A 22,786-nucleotide genomic window follows, 5' to 3' on the forward strand; every position below is an offset into this window, starting at 1 on the left:
TACTCCTATTTACTACTTTATATTTTAGAAAGTTTAGAGAATAGTCTAGAGATTCTTTTGATTGAACTTAGAATGGGGCTAAAATTTTACAAAAAAATATGTACTCAAAGCTTGAGTTGTACGCCAGCAGAAATTTATCTGCTTTTTAGTAAGTCATCAAAAGACTCTATTTACTTAGAATTACTATCGAATCTGATGTCAGAGCATCATTTACGAGATGACTTATAGTTTTGCATATCTCCCAAATTAATCAAGCCCCATTGAGGTTTAAAGATGTGTATTTTATGTTGTTTTTGTGTATATCATGAATTTTGTGGCATTTTTCTAATAAGTTGTGGTTTCCCAGGAAATTTTAGTTTTTCTTAAGCTTTACAACTTGTTTTTTCCTTAACAAGCAATATTTACGTTCTAATCTCCCTTAAGGAAGAGGAAAAAAAATATTAAAGCAGGAAGGATAAGTATAATTTTGCTCTCCTACTTTGAGGCAAACAATAATTAGTCGAGTACTATAAGGACTTTAAGGAATAACGAATGACGGACGTCCAGTGTAAATAAATACCAAGCAAAGACGTAGAAATAATAGGTAACAAATAACTTTGCTTATGAGACAGGCTTAATAATGTCACGATATTTTGGTAAATATGGAGACTTGGATAAGCATTAAAAGCTATTGATTGTTGTAGTGAATACAAACTGAATAAGACTTTTATTATATAGTAGAAAAAACTAGCTTACTTGAGAGTTCTTTCCAAGCTGGTTTTCGAGACTTTTAGGCTAACTCTAAATATCATCAGTAGGGTTTTACTCATTGTAAATATGAAAGTACAAGCAGGGCGATCGCTAAAAGCATCACCGGAAGGACTCAACCGAGCCAATCGGGCTATGTTGATGTTTGCAACCAAACTTGACTTGGCAGATGAGTTAGAAGTCTCCCGCTCGACAGTGCAAAAGTTCTTTGCTGGTAAGCCAGTCGGGCGAGAAAACTTTCATAAAATCTGTCAAAGGTTGGAATTACCTTGGCAAGAGGTTGCTGAACTAGAAAATTGGGAGGAGGAAACCACTGAGTTAGGAGAAGAAGTTGAATTTACTCAACTTGCGCTAACAAACTTAACAAAGTATAGTAGCCAATGTGACATAGACGTATTAGTACGCGAGGTACGCGATAAAGTACATACCGCGATTCAACAAAGATGCGGGCTAATGCGGGTATTAGATATGTCACAGCCTGTTGAGTTAAACAATATATATACCAAAGTCAACATCCTCAAAAAAATTACGGGGCGACGCCGAATCGAACTCGCCGATTTGCTCAAAGTCTGCGCTATAGACGAATTTGACCGTCCAAACTTAGGAGAAGTTACTCAAAGCTCAATTTCTGGTTTAGAAGCACTGCAAGAGTATCCTAAGTTAGTCATATTGGGTAAACCAGGTGCAGGCAAAACAACTTTTTTGAAACATATTGCCTTGCAATGCATCAACGGAAAGCTACAAACTAACCGAGTCCCCATTCTAATCGCGCTCAAAGACTTTGCAGAAATACCCGAACAACCAAGCTTACAAGAGTACATAGCACAGCAGTTTACTACCTGCGGCATCACAGAGAGCACCATCACAACTCAGATATTAAATCATGGTAGGGCGCTCGTCTTACTCGATGGACTCGACGAGGTGCAGGAGAAAGACTGTTATCGTGTTGTTCAAGAGATCCGCAATTTTGCAGCGCAGTTTCTTCATTGCCATTTTGTGCTAACTTGTCGAATTGCAACCCGCGAATACACCTTTGAGGAGTTTACTGAAGTAGAAATTGCGGATTTTGATGCAGAGCAAGTTGCTAGTTTTGCTCGCAACTGGTTTGCTTCACCAGCGGAAAGTGACAATTTTCTCCAGAAACTCCAAGAAAACGCTACGATTTGCGAACTAGCAACGAATCCATTACTCCTAACACTAATCTGTCTAGTATTTGTAGAAACGGCGAGTTTTCCTAGCAATCGCACGCAGTTTTACAAAGAGGGTATTAATTTATTGCTCAAAAAATGGGATGCCAAACGTAATATAGAGCGCGAGCAGGTTTATAAGAATTTGTCAGTGAAGCATAAGGAAGATCTGCTTAGCCAAATCGCTTACCAAACGTTTGAACAAGGTGAGTACTTCTTTCGGCAGCAAGAGCTAGAACAGTACATTGCTGATTATATCCATAGCTTACCAAGTAGCGTGACAGCAACCCAGTCGTTGCAACTCGATACCGAGGTGATTCTTAAATCAATCGAAGCTCAACATGGGTTGTTAGTAGAACGCGCTAGGGGAATTTATTCGTTTTCGCACTTGACATTTCATGAATATTTCACGGCGCGGACAATTGTGAATAATTCCGATCCTGAAGCTTTAGAGCGAGGCTTACGACAACTCGTCAGTCATGTTACAGAGAAGCGCTGGCGGGAAGTCTTTTTATTCAGCGTGAGTATGTTACGAAATGCTGACTATCTACTGCTGTTGATGAAGCAATACGTCGATCAATTAATAGCAGCAGACGAGCAGTTACAAGCGTTTCTCGCTTGGGTTAGCCAAAAAGCTCGCAGTATGTGTTTGCACAAGTCGGTGCTTGTACGAGCTTTCTATTTTGACCTCGACTTAGCACGAACTTCTAATTTATTAAGTAGTACTTTAGAGTTGTCGCGGGCGCTAGAGCCAGCAATGACTCGGAAAATAAATGACGAGCTTGCGCTCGATCTTGCCCTCGATCGCATGCTGGCACTTAACTATGTGATTAAAAATACTCCCAAGCGAATTTTGACTTTTAAGCGCGTTCTGGAGCGAGCAATCAACCGTGCTAGTATTGTCGATCCCAAGCTAGAGCACGAATTAGAAAAACTCAAAGCACAAGTATTCGACTCACTGCAAGAGAGTGAATTTGACCTGTGGTGGGAAGCCAACGGCGATGCTTGGATGGAACAATTAAAGGTAGTCTCGATTTCCTACCGCGATTTTGGCTACGATTGGCAATTTAGTAGTCAGCAGATGGAAACACTGAAACAATATTACGATGCTAACCAATTATTGATAGATTGCCTGAATAATAGCTGCTGTGTCAGTAATCGAGTGCGGCAAGAAATACAAGACAATTTGTTACTACCACTTTCCGAAATCAAAGCATTGTCACTTTGGTACAAAACTGCTTTTCAAGCAAGTTAAACAATATTGAATAGGTAGAAATCATGCTAGAAAACGAGTTGATGAATCTTGCTCGAAATCAAGAGTATGAAAAGATTATTAATGAATATCAAGGATATGCGATCGCGTCAATTGCTGAAGTTGCAGACTTCTTACGTACAAAAGATGTCTATAAAGTAACTACCCTACTATATCAACACTTGTTGAAGCACCAGGACACACCAGACTTTCACTATGGAATCGGTCAATGCTACGGTAAAACTTACGACTATACAACTGCGCTGCACCACCTTGAACAAGCATTTAGTACAAATAGAAGCGAAGGCGCGAACTACTATGCCTATATTCTAGAGCGCAACTTTTTGATGGAGCGCGCTGATGAGTGGTATCAAAAAGCTTTACAAAATGGCTACGATAATGACTTGTGGACACTCTCACACTATGCTTATTTTTTAGAAAAGTACAACCGTCTAGAAGCAGCAGAACAAGTTTACAACGATGTTTTGACTAAAAATCCTGCATACACTTGGGCAGTAAAAAGATATGCAATTTTTTTACTGAAGCAAAATGACTCTAATCGCTCTGTGCGGGTTATGCAAGATGCTTTGCAGAAATTTCCTCACAATCCTTTTGTCAAACTCAACTATCTAGAATATCTCATCATCCAAGATATGCTAGAAGAATATGACGAGTATTCTCAAAGCTTAGGTTGTGACGAATTAGTTTTACCATTCCAAATACTCATCGATCTATTTGACTATTTTTGCTATTTCTTGCTCCAGGGTAAAACGAATAGTGAAAGGATCAAACTCTATGAAGAGAAAGTCAAAAAGTATAAAGATGGAATTCATCGAGATTTTGACGATTTAACCGAGCTACTGGCATCTAAGAATGGCAATCTCGTAGAGTGGAAGCGTTTAATTAACGCATTATTAGTTTAATGTATAAGTAGCCTCGGTTTTGTATAAAGATGCGTTCAATGTAAGCAAGGATTTTAAGTAAGTCGAGTGTAGAAGTGAATCTTTCAACCTTTACCACGATGTCTTGCTTTGGCTTTTTGCCGCGCAATTAAGCGTTTTTGCGTTTTTTCAGCTTCTTTTTGCTCTTTAGTAACCACCTTCTTTTCTTTTTTTCGATTTTCTAACTCGCGTTGAATTACTTCTTGTGCCATTGTCGATACGCCTCTAACCGACTCTTTGGCAACTTCTCTTGCAAGGCGCTTAGGATTAACCTTTTTTTCTTCAGTTACATCCACTTCTATTACAGAAGTAGTGTTTTCTAGTATTTTAAATGCTGAATGAATCACAAATTGCAAAACTTCGGGATCTTTAGGTTCTGAACCAAATATATGTCTTCCTGCTTTAAAATAACCTTCGTCGTTGATTTCAACGACGCCTTCCCAAAATTGACCGTTAAATAAAATTGTTAGTTTCAATTTTTACTCCGATCGTCAATTTTTTAAATTTACAAGGCTTGAATTGAAATAAATAAGTATAATCCAACATGTATTAAAATTTCTGGAAACTCTTCAAGATTATCAAATATTTGTTTTACATAAATTAATCAGTACAAGCCATAATAACACATAAATAACCCAGAAAAAACATATAAAAAGACATATTTTTGATAATTGATAGTATCATTTTTTGAATTAAAGCAAGAATTTAGTTTCCTATCTTTCTACATATCAAAAATTTTATTGATATGAAAAATTTTCAAAATTAAGCTTATTTCATCCTTTAATTGCAGGATTTGTACATCTTAGAAAGCACGCTAAAAAATGAAAAAAGTAACAGTAATTATTCCGGCGTACAAAGTCGAAAAGTATATTGGTAGCGCAGTAGCATCAGTAATTGCCCAAACGTATCCTAATTGGGAGTTGTTGATTGTCGATGATGGTTCGCCGGATGCGAGTGTAGCAGTTTGCCAGCAGTTTGACGATCCAAGAATCAAGATTATTCGCCAAGCCAATCGTGGTGTTTCCGCCGCGCGCAACACAGGTATTCGTCACGCACAAGGTGAAGTCATCGCGTTTTTAGATGGCGACGATCTGTGGTTACCACAAAAGCTCGAAAAACATCTAGCACATCTCGAATCTTCCCCCAGCGTGGGTGTGAGCTTTAGCCGTTCCGCTTTTATTGATGAATCGGGAGAGCAATTAGGAATTTATCAGCTATCGAAGCTCAATGCGATCGCACCATCATACATACTTTACCGCAATCCCATCGGTAACGGTTCGTCTCCAGTTATTCGCCGTGAGGTATTAGAAGCAATTAGATATTCAGATGCTCAACGTGACTGCTATTTTGACGAGCAACTGCATCATATCGAAGATATTGAATGTTGGCTGCGCATTGCACTGCAAACATCGTGGCAAATTGAGGGAATTCCGGAAGCACTCACACTGTATCGCGTCAATTCTCAGGGAGCCTCCACAAACGAGGTGCAACAGTTGGAGTCTTTAGAAAAAGTACTAGCAAAAACTCGCACTTACGTCCCTAAATTTATTGCACTGTGGGAACGCCCTGCAAAGGCTTATCAGTTGAGATTTTTAGCTCGTAGAGCCATTCGCGAACAAGCCACTTCCAAAGCGATACAACTTGTGCATCAAGCGATAGCAATTCATTGGCGAATCTTATTGGAGGAACCACGCCGCACACTGATGACTTTAGCTGCTGCTTACTCGCTATGGTTTCTTCCTCAGTCTATCCATAAAAAAATAGAAAATATGGTTCTAAAAATAACGGGAAACAGTCAAAAGCGCCGCATTTATCAAGAGCAATCTAGACAATTAGCATAGTATCTCAAAATGAAAAAAGTAACAGTAATTATTCCGGCGTACAAAGTCGAAAAGTATATTGGTAGCGCAGTAGCATCAGTAATTGCCCAAACGTATCCTAATTGGGAGTTGTTGATTGTCGATGATGGTTCGCCGGATGCGAGTGTGGCAATTTGCCAGCAGTTTGACGATCCAAGAATCAAGATTATTCGCCAAGCCAATCGTGGTGTTTCCGCCGCGCGCAACACAGGTATTCGTCACGCACAAGGTGAAGTCATCGCGTTTTTAGATGGCGACGATCTGTGGTTACCACAAAAGCTCGAAAAACATCTGGTACATCTGGAATCTTCCCCCAGCGTGGGTGTGAGCTTTAGCCGTTCCGCTTTTATTGATGAATCGAGTAATCTCCTCGGTACGTTTATGATGCCCAAACTCAAAAATATTACTCCGTCGTATCTCTTGCTTGATAGTGTCGCTGGGAACGGTTCGGCGGCTGTTATGCGGCGAGAAGTGATAGAAGATAGTGCGATGCAAGGTTGTTATTTTGATGAGCAACTGCATCATGCTGAGGATTTAGAATACTGGTTGCGCATTGCAATTCAGACTTCTTGGCAAATAGAGGGAATTCCGGAAGCGCTTACATTGTATCGAGTTCATCCTCAAGGAGCTTCGCAAAATTTATACAAGCAGTTTGAGTCTTTAGAAAAGGTTCTTGCAAAGACACGTACCTATGCTCCTGAACTCGTGACTCAGTGGGAACGCCCAGCCAAGGCTTATCAACTCAAGTCGCTGGCGCGAAGTGCGATTCGGATGCAGTCGGGAACAGTTGCGGTAAAGTTGATGCATCAAGCTTTGGCGACTCACTGGAGTATTTGGAAGGAACCTCGTCGTACATTGATGACTTTAGTTGCTGCGTATTTGCTGTGGTCTCTACCGCAATCTTTTTATCACCAAATTGAAACTATTGCGCAAAGAACGATTGGAGTTATCCAAAAATACCGCATTCGGCACGCGAGACAATCTGTATAAATAAATTCTATGCAATATACTCGTCCTTGCTCTCGCTCTCAGTTTATCCGCTTTGGGCTACTAGCGATGGCTTCGGTGCTAACAGCGATCGCGCGCGATCGCCTCGAAGCTGCATCACCTACTACAGTTAAACCCAGCAGATTACAAACTTTATCCAAAGGTTTTAACCTCGGACACTGGCAACGACACAGCCTCACTGATGGATACTATACATTAGCAACATTGCAGCAGTACAAGCGCTTAGGATTAACTTACACGCGCCTACCCATTGTTTTATCAACATTTTTCGATAACAAGAATCCTGGTGTTTTAAAAACTGATTCGCTAGCTGCTCTTGATGCGATCGTGCGTCTTCACGCTCAAGTAGGGTTAGGAATCATCTTATCGCCATTTAATCATCCCAGCTCGCTGTACTTTGATCCTGCTGTCCTCGCGAAGTTTGTTGCGTTCTTCAAAGCTTTTGCAACGCATATGCGCGCTACCGATCCCGAAAAAGTATTTTTGGAAGTGATGAATGAACCGAATGCAGAAACACCGCAAGCGTGGGATCGCGTACAAGTTGAGTTAATCAAAGCAATTCGCTTAGGCGCACCCCACCACACAATTATTGCCAGTTCTAATGTCAGTGCGACTGCAAACGATTGGAACAACGCGCGATCGCTACCAATGACTCGCATTGTTGCAGATAAAAATGTTGTATATAACTTCCATTTCTACGAACCATTTGTTTTCACTCACCAAGGCGCTTCCTGGGGATGGCGGGCGACACAATTTATGAAGAATATTCCCTACCCTGCAACTCTTGCAACAGTGACTCCTCTACTCAACGCGATTCAAGATCCTGAGGCGAAAAAAGCAGTCGAGCATTATGCTCAACAACAGTGGAATCGAGATAAACTCATAACTCTCTTGTCACCAATTGCACATTGGGCAAAAACTAACAACGTGCCAGTTTCATGTAATGAGTTTGGGGCAATTCCGTGGACAGCGCCTCGTAGTTCGCTACTACGCTATCTCCAAGATGTTCGACAAGTATTGGAATCTTTTGGGATCGGATGGGGACAATGGTTTGAGCTAGATGTGCGTGATGTAGAAGTCATGCAAGCACTCGGGTTAAAGCCAATTCGTAATTAAATTTTCACAATAAATATTATTTTAAAGTTACACGTATATCATACACAAAATCTACACATCTGCTCGGTGATTTAGATGTATTTTCAGGTAATTTATGGAAAAATTTAAGTAACTCAACAAGTAGTTTTTGGGTGCAGCTACTTAATTTTACTAAGTATTTCATTCATGTCAAATAGCTCTAACTTTCTGCGGAAAGCCGCAGACAATTCTAAACTTTTAACTACATAAACAACAAAATGTCTCGCTACAAGTTTACCCAAATCAGTCGAAGTAGTGCTTCCCATAGTGTATTTAGAGGTTCGGCTATCAACGACAAAGGAACCGTAGTTTTTGAAGGGTTCGTTAATGCTGCTTCTCCTCCTAGTGGTATTTTTACGGGGTCTGGAGGGAAAAATATAACAGTTGTTGATGGTAGTCCTTTTACGCATATTTTCTACAGTCCTACTATCAATAACAACAACATAAAGTCATTTATAGGGACTTTTTACAGTCCAGACTTTGCGCAATCTTACAGTGGTGTTTTCAATAAAAAAAATGGACAAATTACTACGATTGCTGATAGTAATGGTAAATTTAGTTACTTTAGCTCTGCCACAATCAATAATAAGAACACAATAGTGTTTAATGCTACTTTAGATACCGGAGAATCAGGAATTTTTGTGAGTAAAAATGGTGAAATTACAAAAATTGCTGACACTAACGATCGCTTTAGCAACTTCAATTCAGGCTTTGATACCGTAGGTGGTAATGGTCCGCCTAGTGCTTTTACCATTCCATCTATCAATGATGCAGGTACAGTCGCCTTTCACGCTACTTTAGATACAGGAGCAACAGGAATCTTTATTGGTAGAGGTAAAGGAACCGTAAAGATTGCTGATAATACTGGTAAATTTAACTCTTTTAGTGCGCCAGCAATCAACAACAATGGAACTGTTGCCTTTTTAGCTCAGCTAGATAATGGCAGACACGGTATATATAAAAAGAAGCGCGGTCAAGAAATTGAGACATTTGTAGACGATAGTGGTCCTTTTAGCTTTTTTCAATCTGATCCTGCACTCAACGACCAAGGTCAAATTGCTTTCTTAGCTTATCTCTATGCAGGAGGTGGTAGCGGTATTTACACTGGAAAAAACCCTGTCACTAACAAAGTTATTGCTGCTGGCGATCCTCTGGCTGGTTCTAGGGTAGTAGACTTGGTGATTGCAGGACACGGATTGAATAACGCTGGTCAAGTGACGTTTGAAGCACTTTTAGAAAATGGTCAAACTGCGGTCTTCCGCGCCGATCCTGTTACTCATGCTCATATCGAGGGAATCTCACTTTTGACTTTCAGTATGTTTGCTTTATTAGGTTTGTGTTGGTATAGGCGAAAGTAGTGCACATAGGAAGTTTTATTGGCGACAAATCAAATAGCATTGATATGACATCACGCTATCAATGTTTGCCAAATAAAACCTAACAAAATAGACAGTAAAGAAACAAGCTAAGTTCGAAATTTTCACCCTTAAAATTACAGAAAAGTTAGCCAAAGAGTCTACGTAAATTCTCTACCAAAACAAAACATAACCATAGCTCTAATAACTGCCCAGAAAATTGAATAAAAACATCTACAAAGACAGCTAAAAAACAAGCATTCGAGGCAAAGAATACATTGTTTTTAACGCTAATAAGAACGGTATAGCTTAGCTATTGGAATAATGTTAATCTCTACAAATTTGGATTAAATATCCAATAATGGATTGACCGCGCCACTCTCAAAATAAGTGGAAAAAGAAGATGTTTAAAAGAAAAAACTTCTGGGTTGTAGGCACTTTTTGGATAGCCGTACATTTGTTGTTAACCCTTTCTCCATTATTAATTCTGTTGATTCAACCAGCACCAAGTGGGAGAGGATTTTGGATTGAGTTGTCTGCGGCTTTTGGATATGTCGGCTTGGCAATGATGATGCTGCAGTTTGCATTAACCGCACGGTTTGATGCGATCGCGGCTCCTTATGGTATCGATATTGTGCTGCAATATCATCGCTATATTACACAAGTAGCATTTGCCTTAATCCTTGCCCACCCCATCATCTTATTTTTTCAGGATAGTAAATATCTACAAGCACTCAATCTGTTTGCGGCTCCTTGGCGGGCGAGATTTGCAGTAATTTCGACAATCGCGTTAATCTTACTTGTTGTGACCTCAGTGTGGCGACAGAAGCTCAAGATCAACTATGAAGTGTGGCGAGCAAGCCATGGAATTTTCGCTGTGACTGCGGTGGGGTTAGGGTTAGCTCATGCTGTTGGCGTAAAATACTACCTTGTACTTCCTTGGAAAGCTTTACTGTGGACGCTGTTAGCGTTTGTTGCTTTTGCTTCATTGATTTATGTGCGCCTCATCAAGCCGTGGTTAATGATGCAAAAACCCTATCGGGTGGAAACTGTTGTCCCACAACGAGGTAATGCTTGGACACTAGTACTGCGTCCGCAAGGACATGAAGGTATTCGTTTTTCTCCAGGACAATTTGCTTGGTTAACGCTCGACCGCTCTCCCTATCATATTCAAGAGCATCCATTTTCGTTTTCTTCTAATGGCGATCGCAGCGATGAATTAGCATTGACGATCAAAGCCGTTGGTGACTTCACAAACACAATTAAAGATATTCAGCCAGGGACAAAAGCTTTTATCGATGGTCCCCACGGTGCTTTTACTCCCGACCCATTCGATTTTACTGGTTTAGTTCTCATCGCCAATGGTGTCGGTGTCACCCCGATGTTTAGCATTCTTATTACATTTGCTGAACGTGGCGATCGCCGACCTATTCGCTTAATTTACGCCAATCGTTCATGGGAAGATGTTGCTTTTCGCGAAGACCTAGAAGATCTCAATAAGCAATTAGATAACTTAAGTGTCACTCATGTGCTCAAACAACCGCCTGAAAATTGGAAAGGAGAATCAGGCTATGTCAATCAGGAGTTACTAGCACGACATCTTCCGCGCGATCGCGAAGGTTGGCGTTATTTTCTGTGCGGTTCTCCCCGCTTTTTAGATGCAGTCGAAAAAGCCTTACACGAGTTGGAAGTTCCTGCCAAATATATTCACATAGAACACTTTAATCTCGTTTGATGGAGATGAAAACAAGAGAATTATGCGTTTTAACATCATGATTGAAGTAGTCGTGTTTGTCTCTGTTGTTCTCGTGCTGACATCAGCTTTATTCGCCTACATCCAAAGACGTCCAGTCAAGCCAAGTATTGATTCTGGTTTGGTTGCGCCTACCAAGTAATTAACATCCTCCACGCCAATCACAGCGATAGACATACCCAACGTAGTTATCAACAAGCTTCAGATTGTGTAAACACAAAAGCAACACAAGTTACACATTTGTGCACCTTTATCGCCACTAGATTAAAGGTAAAACGTGTCATATTGAACTAATACCGTTTCGCTTTAAAGTTTCTACAAATAGACCGCAGAGGGGCAGAGGGGCAGAGGACGCAGAGGACGCAAAGGAGAAGTTAATTGTAGTTCTTATTTAGAGAACTTGTATAAATTAGAATATTTTTGACAGGTTAATACCAGTATTGTTGCAACAAGCAGCTTAAGATCAACTTTCAAAGGGCGTCTAAAAAAGAATAAACTTCCCATTCGAGAGCATCCTAAATTTGAAGTCTCCACACATGGGGGATTTAGGGGGTAAATACCGCATCGCTAAAACTCCTCAGAGAGCGTCATACCAAACTGCTGCATCAAACATAAGTTGTGACTTGATATCGCAGCAGTAACATTCAGATCTATAAACCAGCTACTATGTCAATTGTCACAGAGAAGCCAAGGTCAAAACAGTCACGTTTCAAGCCCAACAAGTGGCGCATTCCTTTCGTTCTGGCGACGACTATTGTTGTTGGTACCGTTGCTTTCATTCGATTTCATCAGACAACTCAACCACCTCCGACAACAGTTACTAGCCCAAAGCCAGTGATTCGCAATGTTGTTGCTTTAGGGCGCTTAGAACCACAAGGGGAAGTCGTCGCTCTGTCACCACCCAGTTCAGCCCAAGGCGCAAGAGTTGAGCAAATCTTGGTAAAAGAAGGCGACTGGGTGAAAGCAGGTGAAACAGTAGCAATTCTAGATACGCATACCCGTCTACAAGCTGCGCTAGAAAGCGCTCAAGCCGATGTCCAAGTTGCGCGTGCTGCACTCGCCAAAATCCAAGCAGGGGCGCAAACCGGAGAAATCGAAGCTCAAAAAGCTGCGATCGCCCGTCTGGAAGCCGAACTTGCAGGACAACAAGAAACGCTCCAAGCAACCGTAGCGCGTCAAGTAGCAGCACAGCGCAATGCTCAAAGTGACTACGAACGCTATCAACGACTTTACCAAGAAGGTGCAATTTCTGTGCAAGAACTCGAAACGAAACGCCTAAATGCAGAAACTGCACAACAGCAAGTTAATGAAAGCCAAGCAACTCGTAACGAAACAATTGCAACTCTACAACGCCAAATCGAGGAAGCGCGAGCTAATCTCAACCGCATTACCGAAGTACGCCCAACCGACGTGCGCGAAGCCCAAGCCCAAGTAGATCGGATGCTTGCTGCTGTTAAATTAACTCAAGCCGATCTAGCATTAAGCTACATTAAAGCTCCCATTGATGGAGAAATCATTAAAATTCATACGCGTTCTGGAGAAACAATTAGCTCCAACGGAATTGCGGAACTCGCGCGTACCAATCAAATGGTCGTTGTTGCAGAAGTCCTTGAAGAAGATATTAGCAAAGTGCGCGCTGGTCAAACAGCGAGTATTACCAGCGAAAATCGAGCTTTTGCTCAAAAAATTCAAGGAACTGTGACACAAGTAGGTAGAAAAATCGGCAAACAAAACATTTTAGATAGCGATCCCGCAGCTGACGTTGACGCCAGAGTTGTCGAAGTTCGCATTAGTTTACCTCCAGATGCAAGCGAGCTAGTTTCTGGTTTGACTTACGCCAGAGTGATTGTAGAAATTAGCGTTTAACTTTGATAAACCATACTAAATTAATGCCAAGAAAATGAATCGTAAAATTCCTTTGGCATGGTTACAACTTACGCGTGAAAAAACACGATTAATTGTGGCATTGGCTGGCATTGCTTTTGCCAATATTTTAATGTTTATGCAATTGGGTTTTCGAGAAGCACTGTTTGATGGTAATGTTCAATTTCACCAAAGCTTGAATGGCGAGATTGTTGTCATCAATCCTCAATCGGATGCGTTACTTTCTCTAAAAACTTTTTCGCAGCGGCGCTTGTATCAAATTTTAGCACTTGAGGAAGTGGAATCCGTTCATCCTATTTATATAGGTTTTACTTCTTGGAGAAATCCTCAAACGCGGAAGCTGCGTAGTATTCAAGTTATTGGATTTAATCCAGATGCTTCGATCGTCAACTTACCAGGAGTTCAACAAAACCTCGATAAAATTAAGCAACCCGATGTTTTTTTATTCGACCAAGGCTCGCGTCAAGAGTTTGGGACGATCGCTGCTGATTTTTCGCAAGGAAAGGCGATCGCCACAGAAGTAGGAGGACGCACAATCAGGATCGGCGGACTGTTTCAGCTAGGAACATCATTCGGTGCTGATGGTAATTTAATCACCAGCGATTTAAATTTTTTCCGTTTATTTAATCAAGACGGACGAAACCTCGGACTTATTGACCTAGGTTTAGTCAAACTCAAACCAGGAACAAACACTGAAGTTGTGCTTGAAAAGCTGCGTAGTTCTATAACGCAAAAAGATATCAGAATACTGTCTAAGCAAGAATTTATCGATTTTGAAAAATCTTATTGGGCAAGTAGTACAGCAATCGGCTTTATCTTTACTTTAGGCACAATCATGGCGTTTGTCGTTGGAACTGTGATTGTTTATCAAATATTGTACAGTGAAATCGCCGATCACTTACCCGAATACGCAACGCTTAAAGCCATAGGATATACGCATTTTTACTTATTAATTGTTGTTTTTCAACAAGCTTTAATTCTAGCAGCTTTAGGTTATTTACCTGGATTTGCCTTTGCAATGTTTCAGTACAACATAGTACAAAAAGAAACGCTTCTACCAATCGCAATGACCGTTAGCCGAGCCTTATTAGTCCTATTTTTGACAGTTGTGATGTGCTGCGTATCGGGAGTAATCGCTATCCGTAAATTGCGGGCGGCTGATCCAGCAGATATTTTTAGCTAGTCGGTAATCTATGCAATACCCAGTTCTGAAAATTCAATCTCTCAATCACTACTACGGTAAAGGCGTTTTGCAAAAGCAAACGTTATTTGATATTAATTTAGAAATTGGTGCAGGAGAGTTTGCGATTATTACAGGACAATCAGGATCGGGAAAAACCACATTACTTAGTTTGATTGGTGGTTTGCGTTCTGTACAATCTGGAAGTATTCAGTTTCTCGGTCAAGAATTGTCTGGTGCGAGTCAGCAAAAGCTAGCACAACTGCGACGCCAAATCGGTTATATCTTTCAAGCACACAACTTACTAGGGTTTCTCACAGCACAGCAAAATGTACAAATGGCTGCGCAAGTCAACAACATTTCGATGCAAACAGCGCGATCGCGATCGCAAACCATTCTCCAAGCCGTCGGATTAGGCGATCGCCTCAATTACTACCCCGAAAATCTCTCTGGCGGACAAAAACAACGCGTTGCGATCGCTAGGGCTTTAGTCAACCAACCTAAACTTGTCTTAGCTGACGAACCGACAGCATCTTTAGATAGCAAATCTGGTCGCGCTGTTGTTGAATTGATGCAGCATCTTGCTCAAGAACAAAGCTGTACGATTGTCATGGTGACACACGATAATCGCATTTTAGACGTGGCTGACCGGATTATTCATATGGAAGATGGTCGCTTAAGCGACAATAATCGCTTCACATCAGATACGCACCAATTAATTCATTTTGATTCATAAAGACAAAAGCCCCTCTTTCAACCAAACGTTCATCTAAAAAGGTGCGACTTGCAATTATACTCACCCCTACAATAACCAAGAAGTTACACATAACCTATACACTAATTACCCTTTTTAAAAACTTGTTCTTTGTATTTATGTGAGAAACTATCTACAAAGATTTAAAAGGTAGTGCCTTTTGAAAGATTTTCTCTAAATTTTCACTTCAAAGCTTAGAAGATCTTGATTTCGTAGTATTTAATACAGTTTCTTTAAAAAAAAGGTCTTACTAGCTAATTCAAAATTATTTCACTATCTAAATTAGAAATAACGTTACTTGCGAATACCGTACGTATCAACCGCTTAAGAATAAATTAATATTTGGCATTGGCAACCAACTATTTTACCTTCTCAATATGCTGTAAAGTCTTTACCAGTTTAAAAATCATGAATACAGTCTTAATAGATCATCCTCGGCATCGTCACCTACCTAGTAAACCAGAGAATAAGCTTTATCCTGCACTGCGAAAATCAGCTGGGCATGAAGTTCATTCAACGCGCCAAGGAAGGTTAGTCGCCGATGTTCAAATTCGGGGAATTTTACGTATATATTCACAAAAACGAAATGACGAACAGCTAACACCAATAATTGCTGATTACCCTGTTATTGGTAGTAACATTGTTGAAGCGGTACGCTACGTTGAGCCAAAGCAAAGTGACGATAAAGGGCTAGTTTGGATTAACAAAAAGCAATATTTTAAAAACGTACCATCACAAGTTTGGAACTACAGTGTTGGCAACTATCAAATTTGTCAAAAATGGCTCAAAGATCGCGAAGGGTGTTATCTCAGCAGTAAAGACATTCGCCAATATCAGCGGATTATAACTGCATTGAACGAAATGATCGAGCTAATGGCAGGAATTGAGGCAGTATTTCAGCCTGGCTCAAAAAAAGAACAATTATTTATCGCCGCTCATCAATAAGGCAAGGCTAAAGCATGGTTTCATCGCAACACAAAACTTCAGATGTGACAATACCTCGTCCGCCAGTTGCTCAAGGCGTACCACCGCAGGTCAAAATTCTGCAAATGATGAATGCCTATCGACTTGCGCAGTCAATTTCTGTAGCAGCGAAGTTGGGTATTGCAGATTTATTGACACAACCGCAGAGTATCACAGCGTTAGCCCAAGCAACTGCAACGCACGAACAGTCACTGTATCGGTTGTTAAGAGTACTTGCTAGTTTTGATATCTTCACCGAAGACGCAAACGGCTTATTTCACCTGACACCCAGAGGTGCATTACTGCAAAGCAACATTTCCAATTCGCTACGAGACTATGCGATTGTCGTTGGTGAAAAGTGGCACTGGCGGATGTGGGGAGGTATTCTGCACAGTATTAAAACCGGCGAACCTGCTTTTGACCATCTTTTCGGGATGGAGTTTCAAGAATACTACCAGCAAAATCCTGAAGTTGCCAAAAACTTTGATGGAGCGATGGTCAGCGCCCTAGCAATGACCGATGTTGCCATTTTAGCTAATTATGACTTCACAGCATTCGAGCGCGTTGTAGATATTGGCACAGGAAGTCAAGGCGACGGCAAACTCATTGCTTCGATATTGAAAAACAATCCATCACAACAAGGAGTTTACTTCGACACTCCAACACGTATCGAACAAGTAAAACGGCTGATTGAAGTAACAGAATTAAGCGATCGCACTCAACTTGTCACCGGAGATGTTTTTCAATCATTTCCCCCTGATGGCGATCTTTACATCATCAAAAACCTGATTCACGACTACGACGACGATCGCGCGATCGCTATTCTCAAAAACTGCCGCCAAGCGATCGCCACACATGGCAAACTGTTACTCATCGAGATGGTTATCCCGCCAGGTAACGAACCATCCCTAGGCAAAATCCTAGACGTAGAAGCACTCCTCATGAGTAGAGGTGCCATTGAACGCACCCAAGAACAATATCAACAACTTCTCGCCGCCGCCGGTTTTCAACTCACCAACATTATCTCATCGCGCTCTCCCATGAGCATCATCGAGTCGATACCAACATAACCTCTCTTTATCTACCCTGCGGGAAGGCTACGCCAATGTGGTTCGTTCACTCTTTGAAACCACAATCTAAAACTCACCAATAAACCAACATGACTACACTCACCAACAACCAAACAATCACAACAATTTCCCAAGACGCCGATCTTGTCACTCTCATCAACGTCTTCATCGTCGAACCAGAAAACCAACAATTACTCGTCGATTTATTAGTAAAAGCAACAGAAGAAGTCATGTGCAAACTTCCTGGCTTCATCTCAGCCAACATCCACAAAAGCTTAGACGGCAAACGAGTCACAAACTACGCGCAATGGAGAAGTGTAGAAGACTTTCGCGGCATTTTTAATAATCCCGAAGCCGTATCACATATGCCCGCGATCGGCAAAATCGCCCAATCCGATCCTACACTTTACGAAATTTGCTACATCAAAAAGTCTTAGCAGTATTTAAAACGGTCAACACCCTGAAGAGAATGTGTTAATGCCCCTCAAAGTAGCTCAAAAGTCCTCATTTAGGAGGCAGAATTCCACACTAACAAAGAGGGATGTCATGTCTCAAGTCAATCTCAAAACAAAACCCAAAAAACCTCCCATAGCCCTGATTCAAGCAATGATGAATATTACCAGTTCATTGCAGAATTTCAGAGCCAAAATGATGCCACCACAAGTGGCAATGGTAGAAATGATCAACGCATACCAAGTATCGCAAGCAATACACGTTGCAGCCAAACTAGGAATTGCTGACTTATTAAAAGATCGAGCTAAAAACAGCAGCGAACTAGCCCAGCTAACTGGTATGCACGAACCATCACTTTATCGCTTGTTGCGATCGCTTGCCAGTTTTGGCATCTTTGCTGAAGACGAAGATGGGCGCTTCAATTTAACACCACTAGCCGCAACGTTACAAACTGACACCCCCAACTCGGTACGTGCTTGGGCAATTATGTCTGGTGAAAAATGGCACTGGGATTTGTGGGGAAACTTAATCGAAAGCGTCAAAACAGGTAAAACAGCCGTTGAACATACCTTTGGCAAACCGAATATATTCGAGTATTTTGTCCAAAATCCGCAAGCGGGCAATAACTTTGACGAGGCAATGACTAATTTAGCCTCAATGAATAATAGTGCGATCGCCACAGGATACGATTTTTCAGGAATTTCTAAATTAGTTGATATCGGCGGCGGTTACGGCAGTCATTTGTCAACAATTCTCAAAGCTTATCCCGCAATCAAAGGCGTTTTATTCGATCAACCCTCTGTAATTACAGGTGCGAAAGAGTTTATCGAAGTCAATGGACTTGCAGATCGTTGCGAATTAGTTGCAGGTGACTTTTTCCAATCAGTACCATCTGGCGGTGATGCTTACCTACTCAAAACCGTAATCCACGACTGGGATGAACCCCAAGCGATCGCCATTCTCAAAAACTGTCGCCGCGCCATGGCAGAACACAGCAAGCTATTGCTAGTAGAAGCCGTTCTTCCCCCAGGAAACACGCCGTATTTCGGCAAACTTCTAGACTTAGAAATGCTCACCACCTCTGGCGGACGCGAACGTACCGAAGCAGAATATCGCACGCTTTTTGACGCCGCAGGTTTCAAACTCACAAAAGTTTTTGCCACAGCATCCCCCTGGAAAGTAATTGAGGGTGTTGGTGTTAGCTAGGAAACAAAAATGACAACGACAACAAATACCGCTATGCCACCAGATTTACCTCCACAAGTGGCAATGATGCAAATGTTAGGGGGTTTGCGGGTAGCGCGATTGATCTACGCCGCTGCTGAATTGGGAATTGCTGACTTGCTAGCTGATGGTTCCAAAAGCATCGATGAATTAGCGCAAGCAACTGATACTCATGCGCCATCACTGTATCGATTAATGCGATCGCTTGCTAGTGTAGGCATTTTTTCTGAGTACGAGCGCTGCTTTAGCTTAACGCCTTTGGCTGAGTTTCTTCAAAGTGATACACCTGATTCTGTTCGCGCTGCGGTCAAGTTTTTTGGTCAAGATTGGCACTGGAATGTTTGGGAAAATCTGCACTACAGCGTTCAAACAGGCAAACCCGCATTTGAGCATCTCTACAAACAAGGATTATTTGAATATTACCAAGATCCTGAAGTCGCGCGCGTTTCTAGCGAGTCTAAAGCAAGTATTTCACAACGTGCAGCGCAGTCACTCCTAGCAAATTACGACTTTTCGTCGATGCACAAGGTAGTGGATATTGGAATTTATGCAAGTGCTAGCACAATTGTTGCACTTTTGCAAGCAAATCCTACATTGCAAGGGGTACTTTTTGATTTTCCCTCGGCGATCGCGGCGGCGACGCCAGCAATTGAATCCGCCCAAATCGGCGATCGCGCTCAACTTGTTGGAGGTAACTGTCTAGATGCAGTACCGAGTGGTGGTGATGCCTACATTTTGATGTTTGTCGTTCACAACTGGGACGACGATCGCGCAGTGCAACTGCTAAAAAACTGTCGCGAGGCGATGACAGCTGACGGTAAACTGCTCATCGTAGAAATGATTATGCCTCCTGGTAATGCGCCATTTGTGGGCAAGTTAATCGACTTAGAATCGTTACTCACAACGCCTGGCGGTTACGAACGCACCGAAGCGCAATACCGATCGCTTTTAGAAGCCGCTGGATTTAAAGTAACGCGCATTATCCCTACACAAACCGCCAATAGCATCATCGAAGCTGTACGCGCTTGAATCAAGGAGCTATTTTTAATGGTTGTTCAAACAAAACCAGCATCACAATTTCAATCGGCAGAGGAGATGCCTGGTAGCTTTGGTAAGCTATTTGGAGGTGAGACAAAAGAGCTATTTAGAGACGAAGAACTGTTTTACTGGGAACACTTTCAGCGTTATGGTTCAATTTTTAAATCGCGCATCTTTGGCAAAAATTTCGCCTTTTTGATTGGTCCTGATGCTAATCGCTTAGTATTAGCAGAAAAAGCCGATTGTCTTTCTGCACGGTTAGGTTGGATTTTTTTAGAACCTATTTTTGGTAAAGGTTTACTGTTGCAAGATGGTGCCGAACACCAAGCAACGCGCCGCTTAATGTACCCTGCAATGCACGGGCGATCGCTTGCGAATTACTTCAACACAATCCAAGAAATTGTCGATGAATTTTTTGCAGATTGGACACCAGGAAAGACAATTTCCCTTATTGAAGAGTTTACCAATCTTTCAACAACAATTGCAATTCGCTTGATATTGGGAACAGAAACTGATAGCGAATTTACTGAAGCGATGCAGTATTTTTTAGCAATGCTCACGGGGCGACGCGCAAAGCTCAAACTTGATATTCCGCAAACTGTATACGGGCGATCGCAGCAAGCAAGACGCAACTTACAAGCTTTTTTACGGCGCAAAATTGCCCAACGCAAGCAACAAGGAGCGCTACAAGAGTCCCGCGACTTTTTAGGATTGCTACTCGCGGCTGTTGATGAAAATGGCAACTCTTTAAGTGAATCAGATATCATCGACCAACTGCTGATGGTACTCTTTGCCGGACATGAAAATCCGGCGGTACTTCTTTCGTGGTTAATGTTTGAATTAGTAGCGCATCCAGAGTGGCGCGATCGCCTCCGCAACGAATACGCCCAAGTTGTCGGAAATGAACCCCTCAACTTATCGCATCTCAAACAACTTTCTCAAACGAGTTACGCGCTAAAAGAGGTAGAACGCCTGTATCCTCCTGTACAAAATATCTCGCGTGGCGTTGTCAAAGATATTCATTATGCAGGTTACTGCATTCCCGCAGGCTGGTACGTGGATATTTCCCCACTGCTAACGCATCGTCTTCCAGAAATTTACACCGATCCCGATTGCTTCGACCCCGATCGCTTTGCGCCACCACGCGAAGAAGATAAAAAGCACCCCTTCGCCTTAGTTGGCTTTGGTAGTGGTCCGCACAGCTGCTTAGGCTGGCAATTTGCCCAAATGGAAATGAAAATTATCCTCTCTAAGCTATTGCGCTACGACTGGAGTATATCTCCTGAACCAAGTGCCGTTTTCCCAGTACGTCAGCCTTCTAAGTTTCAAGATAGTCTTCAAGCACAAATAAATGGGTAATAGGTAACGGGTAATGGGTAATGGAAATAAATATTCTTACCAATTACCAACCTCAATATTAAATTTGTTTTACTCACTTGCTGAGCTTTGTTAATTAGACTTTTGAGGGTTTACTCCACGGCAATAGAAGCTATTTTAACCCCGATCTCTGACCTCTGACCCTGACCTCTGCTATGCAACTTAGTTTTGTCAGTCAACCACGTTACAGGCTGCAATTTGTCGGTAAACGCACTATTGATATCTTAGGCGCTGGTATTGGAATACTTCTGCTTAGCCCTCTGATGCTGGCGATCGCGCTTGTAATTTTTCTAGACTCTCCTGGTCCTGTCTTTTTTCGTCAAGAACGTTTAGGGCGCGGTGGTAAGCCTTTCTTAATTTGGAAATTCCGCACTATGGTAGTCAATGCCGAGCAACTTTTGCAAGACCTCGAACACTTGAACGAATCCGACGGCGGAATCCTCTTTAAAATGAAAGACGATCCCCGCGTTACACGCGTAGGTAAATTCTTGCGCCGCACAAGTTTAGACGAGCTACCACAGTTATTTAACATTATTCAAGGTCATATGAGTTTGGTGGGTCCGCGTCCTCTACAATTACGCGACTGCACTTTAGCGATCGCGGAGTATCAAAATGCTTTCACCAAACGTTTAGAACTCCTACCTGGTGTAACAGGCTTGTGGCAAATTAGCGGACGTAGCGAGGTGAGTTTTGACTATATGCTGCACCTAGATGCAATTTATCGCGATCGCTGGTCTTTATGGCTCGACCTTTGGATCATTTGGCAAACCTTGATTGTCGTCATGACAGGCAAAGGCGCTTACTAAATCAATACTAGTAGTTAGTTGCTAGTTGCTAAGTTCACGCAGGTGGATAGGGTTTATTGAGCCGCGATTTTTATTGCTAGGCTCCCAATTGTCAAAGTAACATCCAATTCATGCACGCAGTTCAAAATATCATAAGATAGACTCAGTAGATACATACGACGTGCAGTGCAGCCTGATTTAATAGGCTTAGAATTTACCAAGGGAGAATTGAAGCGATTAACTGGAGTCAATCCAGATAATGTATGGCGCCGCTCAATTCGGCAAAACCGAGAAAAACGCTTCAGTTTTTTATCAAACGAGTTTGTCAAAGTTTTTGTACCAACCGTTATTCTTGTTGGTCTACTTTATGCATTCGTCATTAGAACAATAGTCGGGACAACAATTGCAGGAGCGATCGCACTTTTTATTATTACATTCATTCTCATCGCCCTCGGACGTTGGATTTGGCAGCAAAGAATTTACCCGCAACCGCTCAAAAATCTCTTAAACAATGTCGATCGCTACCATCGCGTTTTACAAGAAATCGCTACGCTCGATGAAACCGCAGCGAGTACTGATGAAGTAGAACGCAATGCACTTTTACAAGCTTTACACCACTTGAGAGCCGACTTAGTTCAAGCTTTACAAATCGAAAGAAGCTTAAGGCAATCAAAACCAACCGACACGCCAATTGTACTCTCACCGCCAAAACTCACGCATATTCAAACTCAGGAGTACGCGCCAATTGTAAATACTCTGTTGCAAATTAGCAGCAGCGTGCAAGCAGAAGTGCGAAAATTACAAGCGCAGCTTCTGAATTAA

General features: G+C 41.8%; 20 protein-coding genes. 19 read left to right on the top strand and 1 reads right to left on the bottom strand.

Translation table 11 applies throughout. The features are described 5' to 3' along the window. Window positions 1–816: 816 nt before the first annotated feature. Together B1A85_RS12070 and B1A85_RS12075 are read left to right on the top strand one after the other, a co-directional pair. Window positions 817–3,189: an NACHT domain-containing NTPase gene (locus tag B1A85_RS12070; protein ID WP_104547155.1), complete on the top strand. Its 2,373-nt coding sequence runs from the start codon at window positions 817–819 to the stop codon at window positions 3,187–3,189. A gap of 23 nt (window positions 3,190–3,212) precedes the next feature. Further along, window positions 3,213–4,109, top strand: coding sequence for a hypothetical protein (locus B1A85_RS12075; protein ID WP_104547156.1), 897 nt, complete (start codon window positions 3,213–3,215; stop codon window positions 4,107–4,109). A gap of 83 nt (window positions 4,110–4,192) precedes the next feature. Here B1A85_RS12075 and B1A85_RS12080 read toward each other — a convergent pair whose 3' ends face one another. Next, window positions 4,193–4,603: a YjdF family protein gene (locus B1A85_RS12080; protein ID WP_104547157.1), complete on the bottom strand. Its 411-nt coding sequence runs from the start codon at window positions 4,601–4,603 to the stop codon at window positions 4,193–4,195. A 345-nt stretch (window positions 4,604–4,948) separates the two neighbouring features. On the opposite strand from B1A85_RS12080, the gene B1A85_RS12085 reads away from it, so the two are divergent. From B1A85_RS12085 to B1A85_RS12160, 17 genes are all read left to right on the top strand, one after another. After that, window positions 4,949–5,968, top strand: a complete 1,020-nt coding sequence (locus B1A85_RS12085; protein ID WP_104547158.1) for a glycosyltransferase family 2 protein — start codon at window positions 4,949–4,951, stop codon at window positions 5,966–5,968. 9 nt (window positions 5,969–5,977) lie between these two features. Beyond that, complete coding sequence (locus B1A85_RS12090) at window positions 5,978–6,976, top strand: glycosyltransferase family 2 protein (RefSeq protein ID WP_104547159.1); 999 nt, start codon at window positions 5,978–5,980, stop codon at window positions 6,974–6,976. A 9-nt stretch (window positions 6,977–6,985) separates the two neighbouring features. Further along, window positions 6,986–8,110, top strand: coding sequence for a glycoside hydrolase family 5 protein (locus B1A85_RS12095; protein WP_104547160.1), 1,125 nt, complete (start codon window positions 6,986–6,988; stop codon window positions 8,108–8,110). Between the two features lie 236 nt (window positions 8,111–8,346). Then, window positions 8,347–9,486 (top strand): choice-of-anchor tandem repeat NxxGxxAF-containing protein, encoded by a 1,140-nt coding sequence (locus tag B1A85_RS12100; RefSeq protein ID WP_104547161.1) that lies wholly within the window; start codon window positions 8,347–8,349, stop codon window positions 9,484–9,486. A gap of 400 nt (window positions 9,487–9,886) precedes the next feature. Beyond that, a complete protein-coding gene (locus B1A85_RS12105; RefSeq protein WP_104547162.1) occupies window positions 9,887–11,218 on the top strand; it encodes a ferric reductase-like transmembrane domain-containing protein in 1,332 nt (443 codons plus the stop codon). A 22-nt stretch (window positions 11,219–11,240) separates the two neighbouring features. Next, the gene (locus B1A85_RS23920; RefSeq protein WP_168192382.1) at window positions 11,241–11,378 is read left to right on the top strand and encodes a hypothetical protein; all 138 of its coding nucleotides are present in this window, start codon (window positions 11,241–11,243) and stop codon (window positions 11,376–11,378) included. Between the two features lie 524 nt (window positions 11,379–11,902). Further along, entirely contained in the window at window positions 11,903–13,102 is a 1,200-nt protein-coding gene (locus B1A85_RS12110) for an HlyD family efflux transporter periplasmic adaptor subunit (protein ID WP_104547163.1), read from the top strand. 34 nt (window positions 13,103–13,136) lie between these two features. Further along, window positions 13,137–14,303: an ABC transporter permease DevC gene (devC, locus tag B1A85_RS12115; protein ID WP_104547164.1), complete on the top strand. Its 1,167-nt coding sequence runs from the start codon at window positions 13,137–13,139 to the stop codon at window positions 14,301–14,303. Window positions 14,304–14,313: 10 nt separating this feature from the next. Then, window positions 14,314–15,036, top strand: coding sequence for a DevA family ABC transporter ATP-binding protein (locus B1A85_RS12120; protein WP_104547165.1), 723 nt, complete (start codon window positions 14,314–14,316; stop codon window positions 15,034–15,036). Between the two features lie 426 nt (window positions 15,037–15,462). Then, entirely contained in the window at window positions 15,463–15,999 is a 537-nt protein-coding gene (locus tag B1A85_RS23625; protein ID WP_146087169.1) for a type ISP restriction/modification enzyme, read from the top strand. A gap of 14 nt (window positions 16,000–16,013) precedes the next feature. Next, window positions 16,014–17,087, top strand: coding sequence for a methyltransferase (locus B1A85_RS12130; RefSeq protein ID WP_104547166.1), 1,074 nt, complete (start codon window positions 16,014–16,016; stop codon window positions 17,085–17,087). A gap of 89 nt (window positions 17,088–17,176) precedes the next feature. Continuing rightward, complete coding sequence (locus B1A85_RS12135) at window positions 17,177–17,524, top strand: antibiotic biosynthesis monooxygenase (protein WP_104547167.1); 348 nt, start codon at window positions 17,177–17,179, stop codon at window positions 17,522–17,524. A 109-nt stretch (window positions 17,525–17,633) separates the two neighbouring features. Next, entirely contained in the window at window positions 17,634–18,746 is a 1,113-nt protein-coding gene (locus B1A85_RS12140) for a methyltransferase (protein WP_104547168.1), read from the top strand. Between the two features lie 9 nt (window positions 18,747–18,755). After that, window positions 18,756–19,793 (top strand): methyltransferase, encoded by a 1,038-nt coding sequence (locus B1A85_RS12145; protein WP_104547169.1) that lies wholly within the window; start codon window positions 18,756–18,758, stop codon window positions 19,791–19,793. A gap of 18 nt (window positions 19,794–19,811) precedes the next feature. Then, window positions 19,812–21,161 (top strand): cytochrome P450, encoded by a 1,350-nt coding sequence (locus B1A85_RS12150; protein ID WP_104547170.1) that lies wholly within the window; start codon window positions 19,812–19,814, stop codon window positions 21,159–21,161. A gap of 173 nt (window positions 21,162–21,334) precedes the next feature. Continuing rightward, window positions 21,335–21,985: a sugar transferase gene (locus B1A85_RS12155; protein ID WP_104547171.1), complete on the top strand. Its 651-nt coding sequence runs from the start codon at window positions 21,335–21,337 to the stop codon at window positions 21,983–21,985. 165 nt (window positions 21,986–22,150) lie between these two features. Beyond that, a complete protein-coding gene (locus tag B1A85_RS12160) occupies window positions 22,151–22,786 on the top strand; it encodes a hypothetical protein (RefSeq protein ID WP_104547172.1) in 636 nt (211 codons plus the stop codon).

Origin of the sequence: Chroococcidiopsis sp. TS-821 (genome assembly GCF_002939305.1) — a bacterium.
Taxonomy (GTDB): Bacteria; Cyanobacteriota; Cyanobacteriia; order Cyanobacteriales; family Chroococcidiopsidaceae; genus Chroogloeocystis.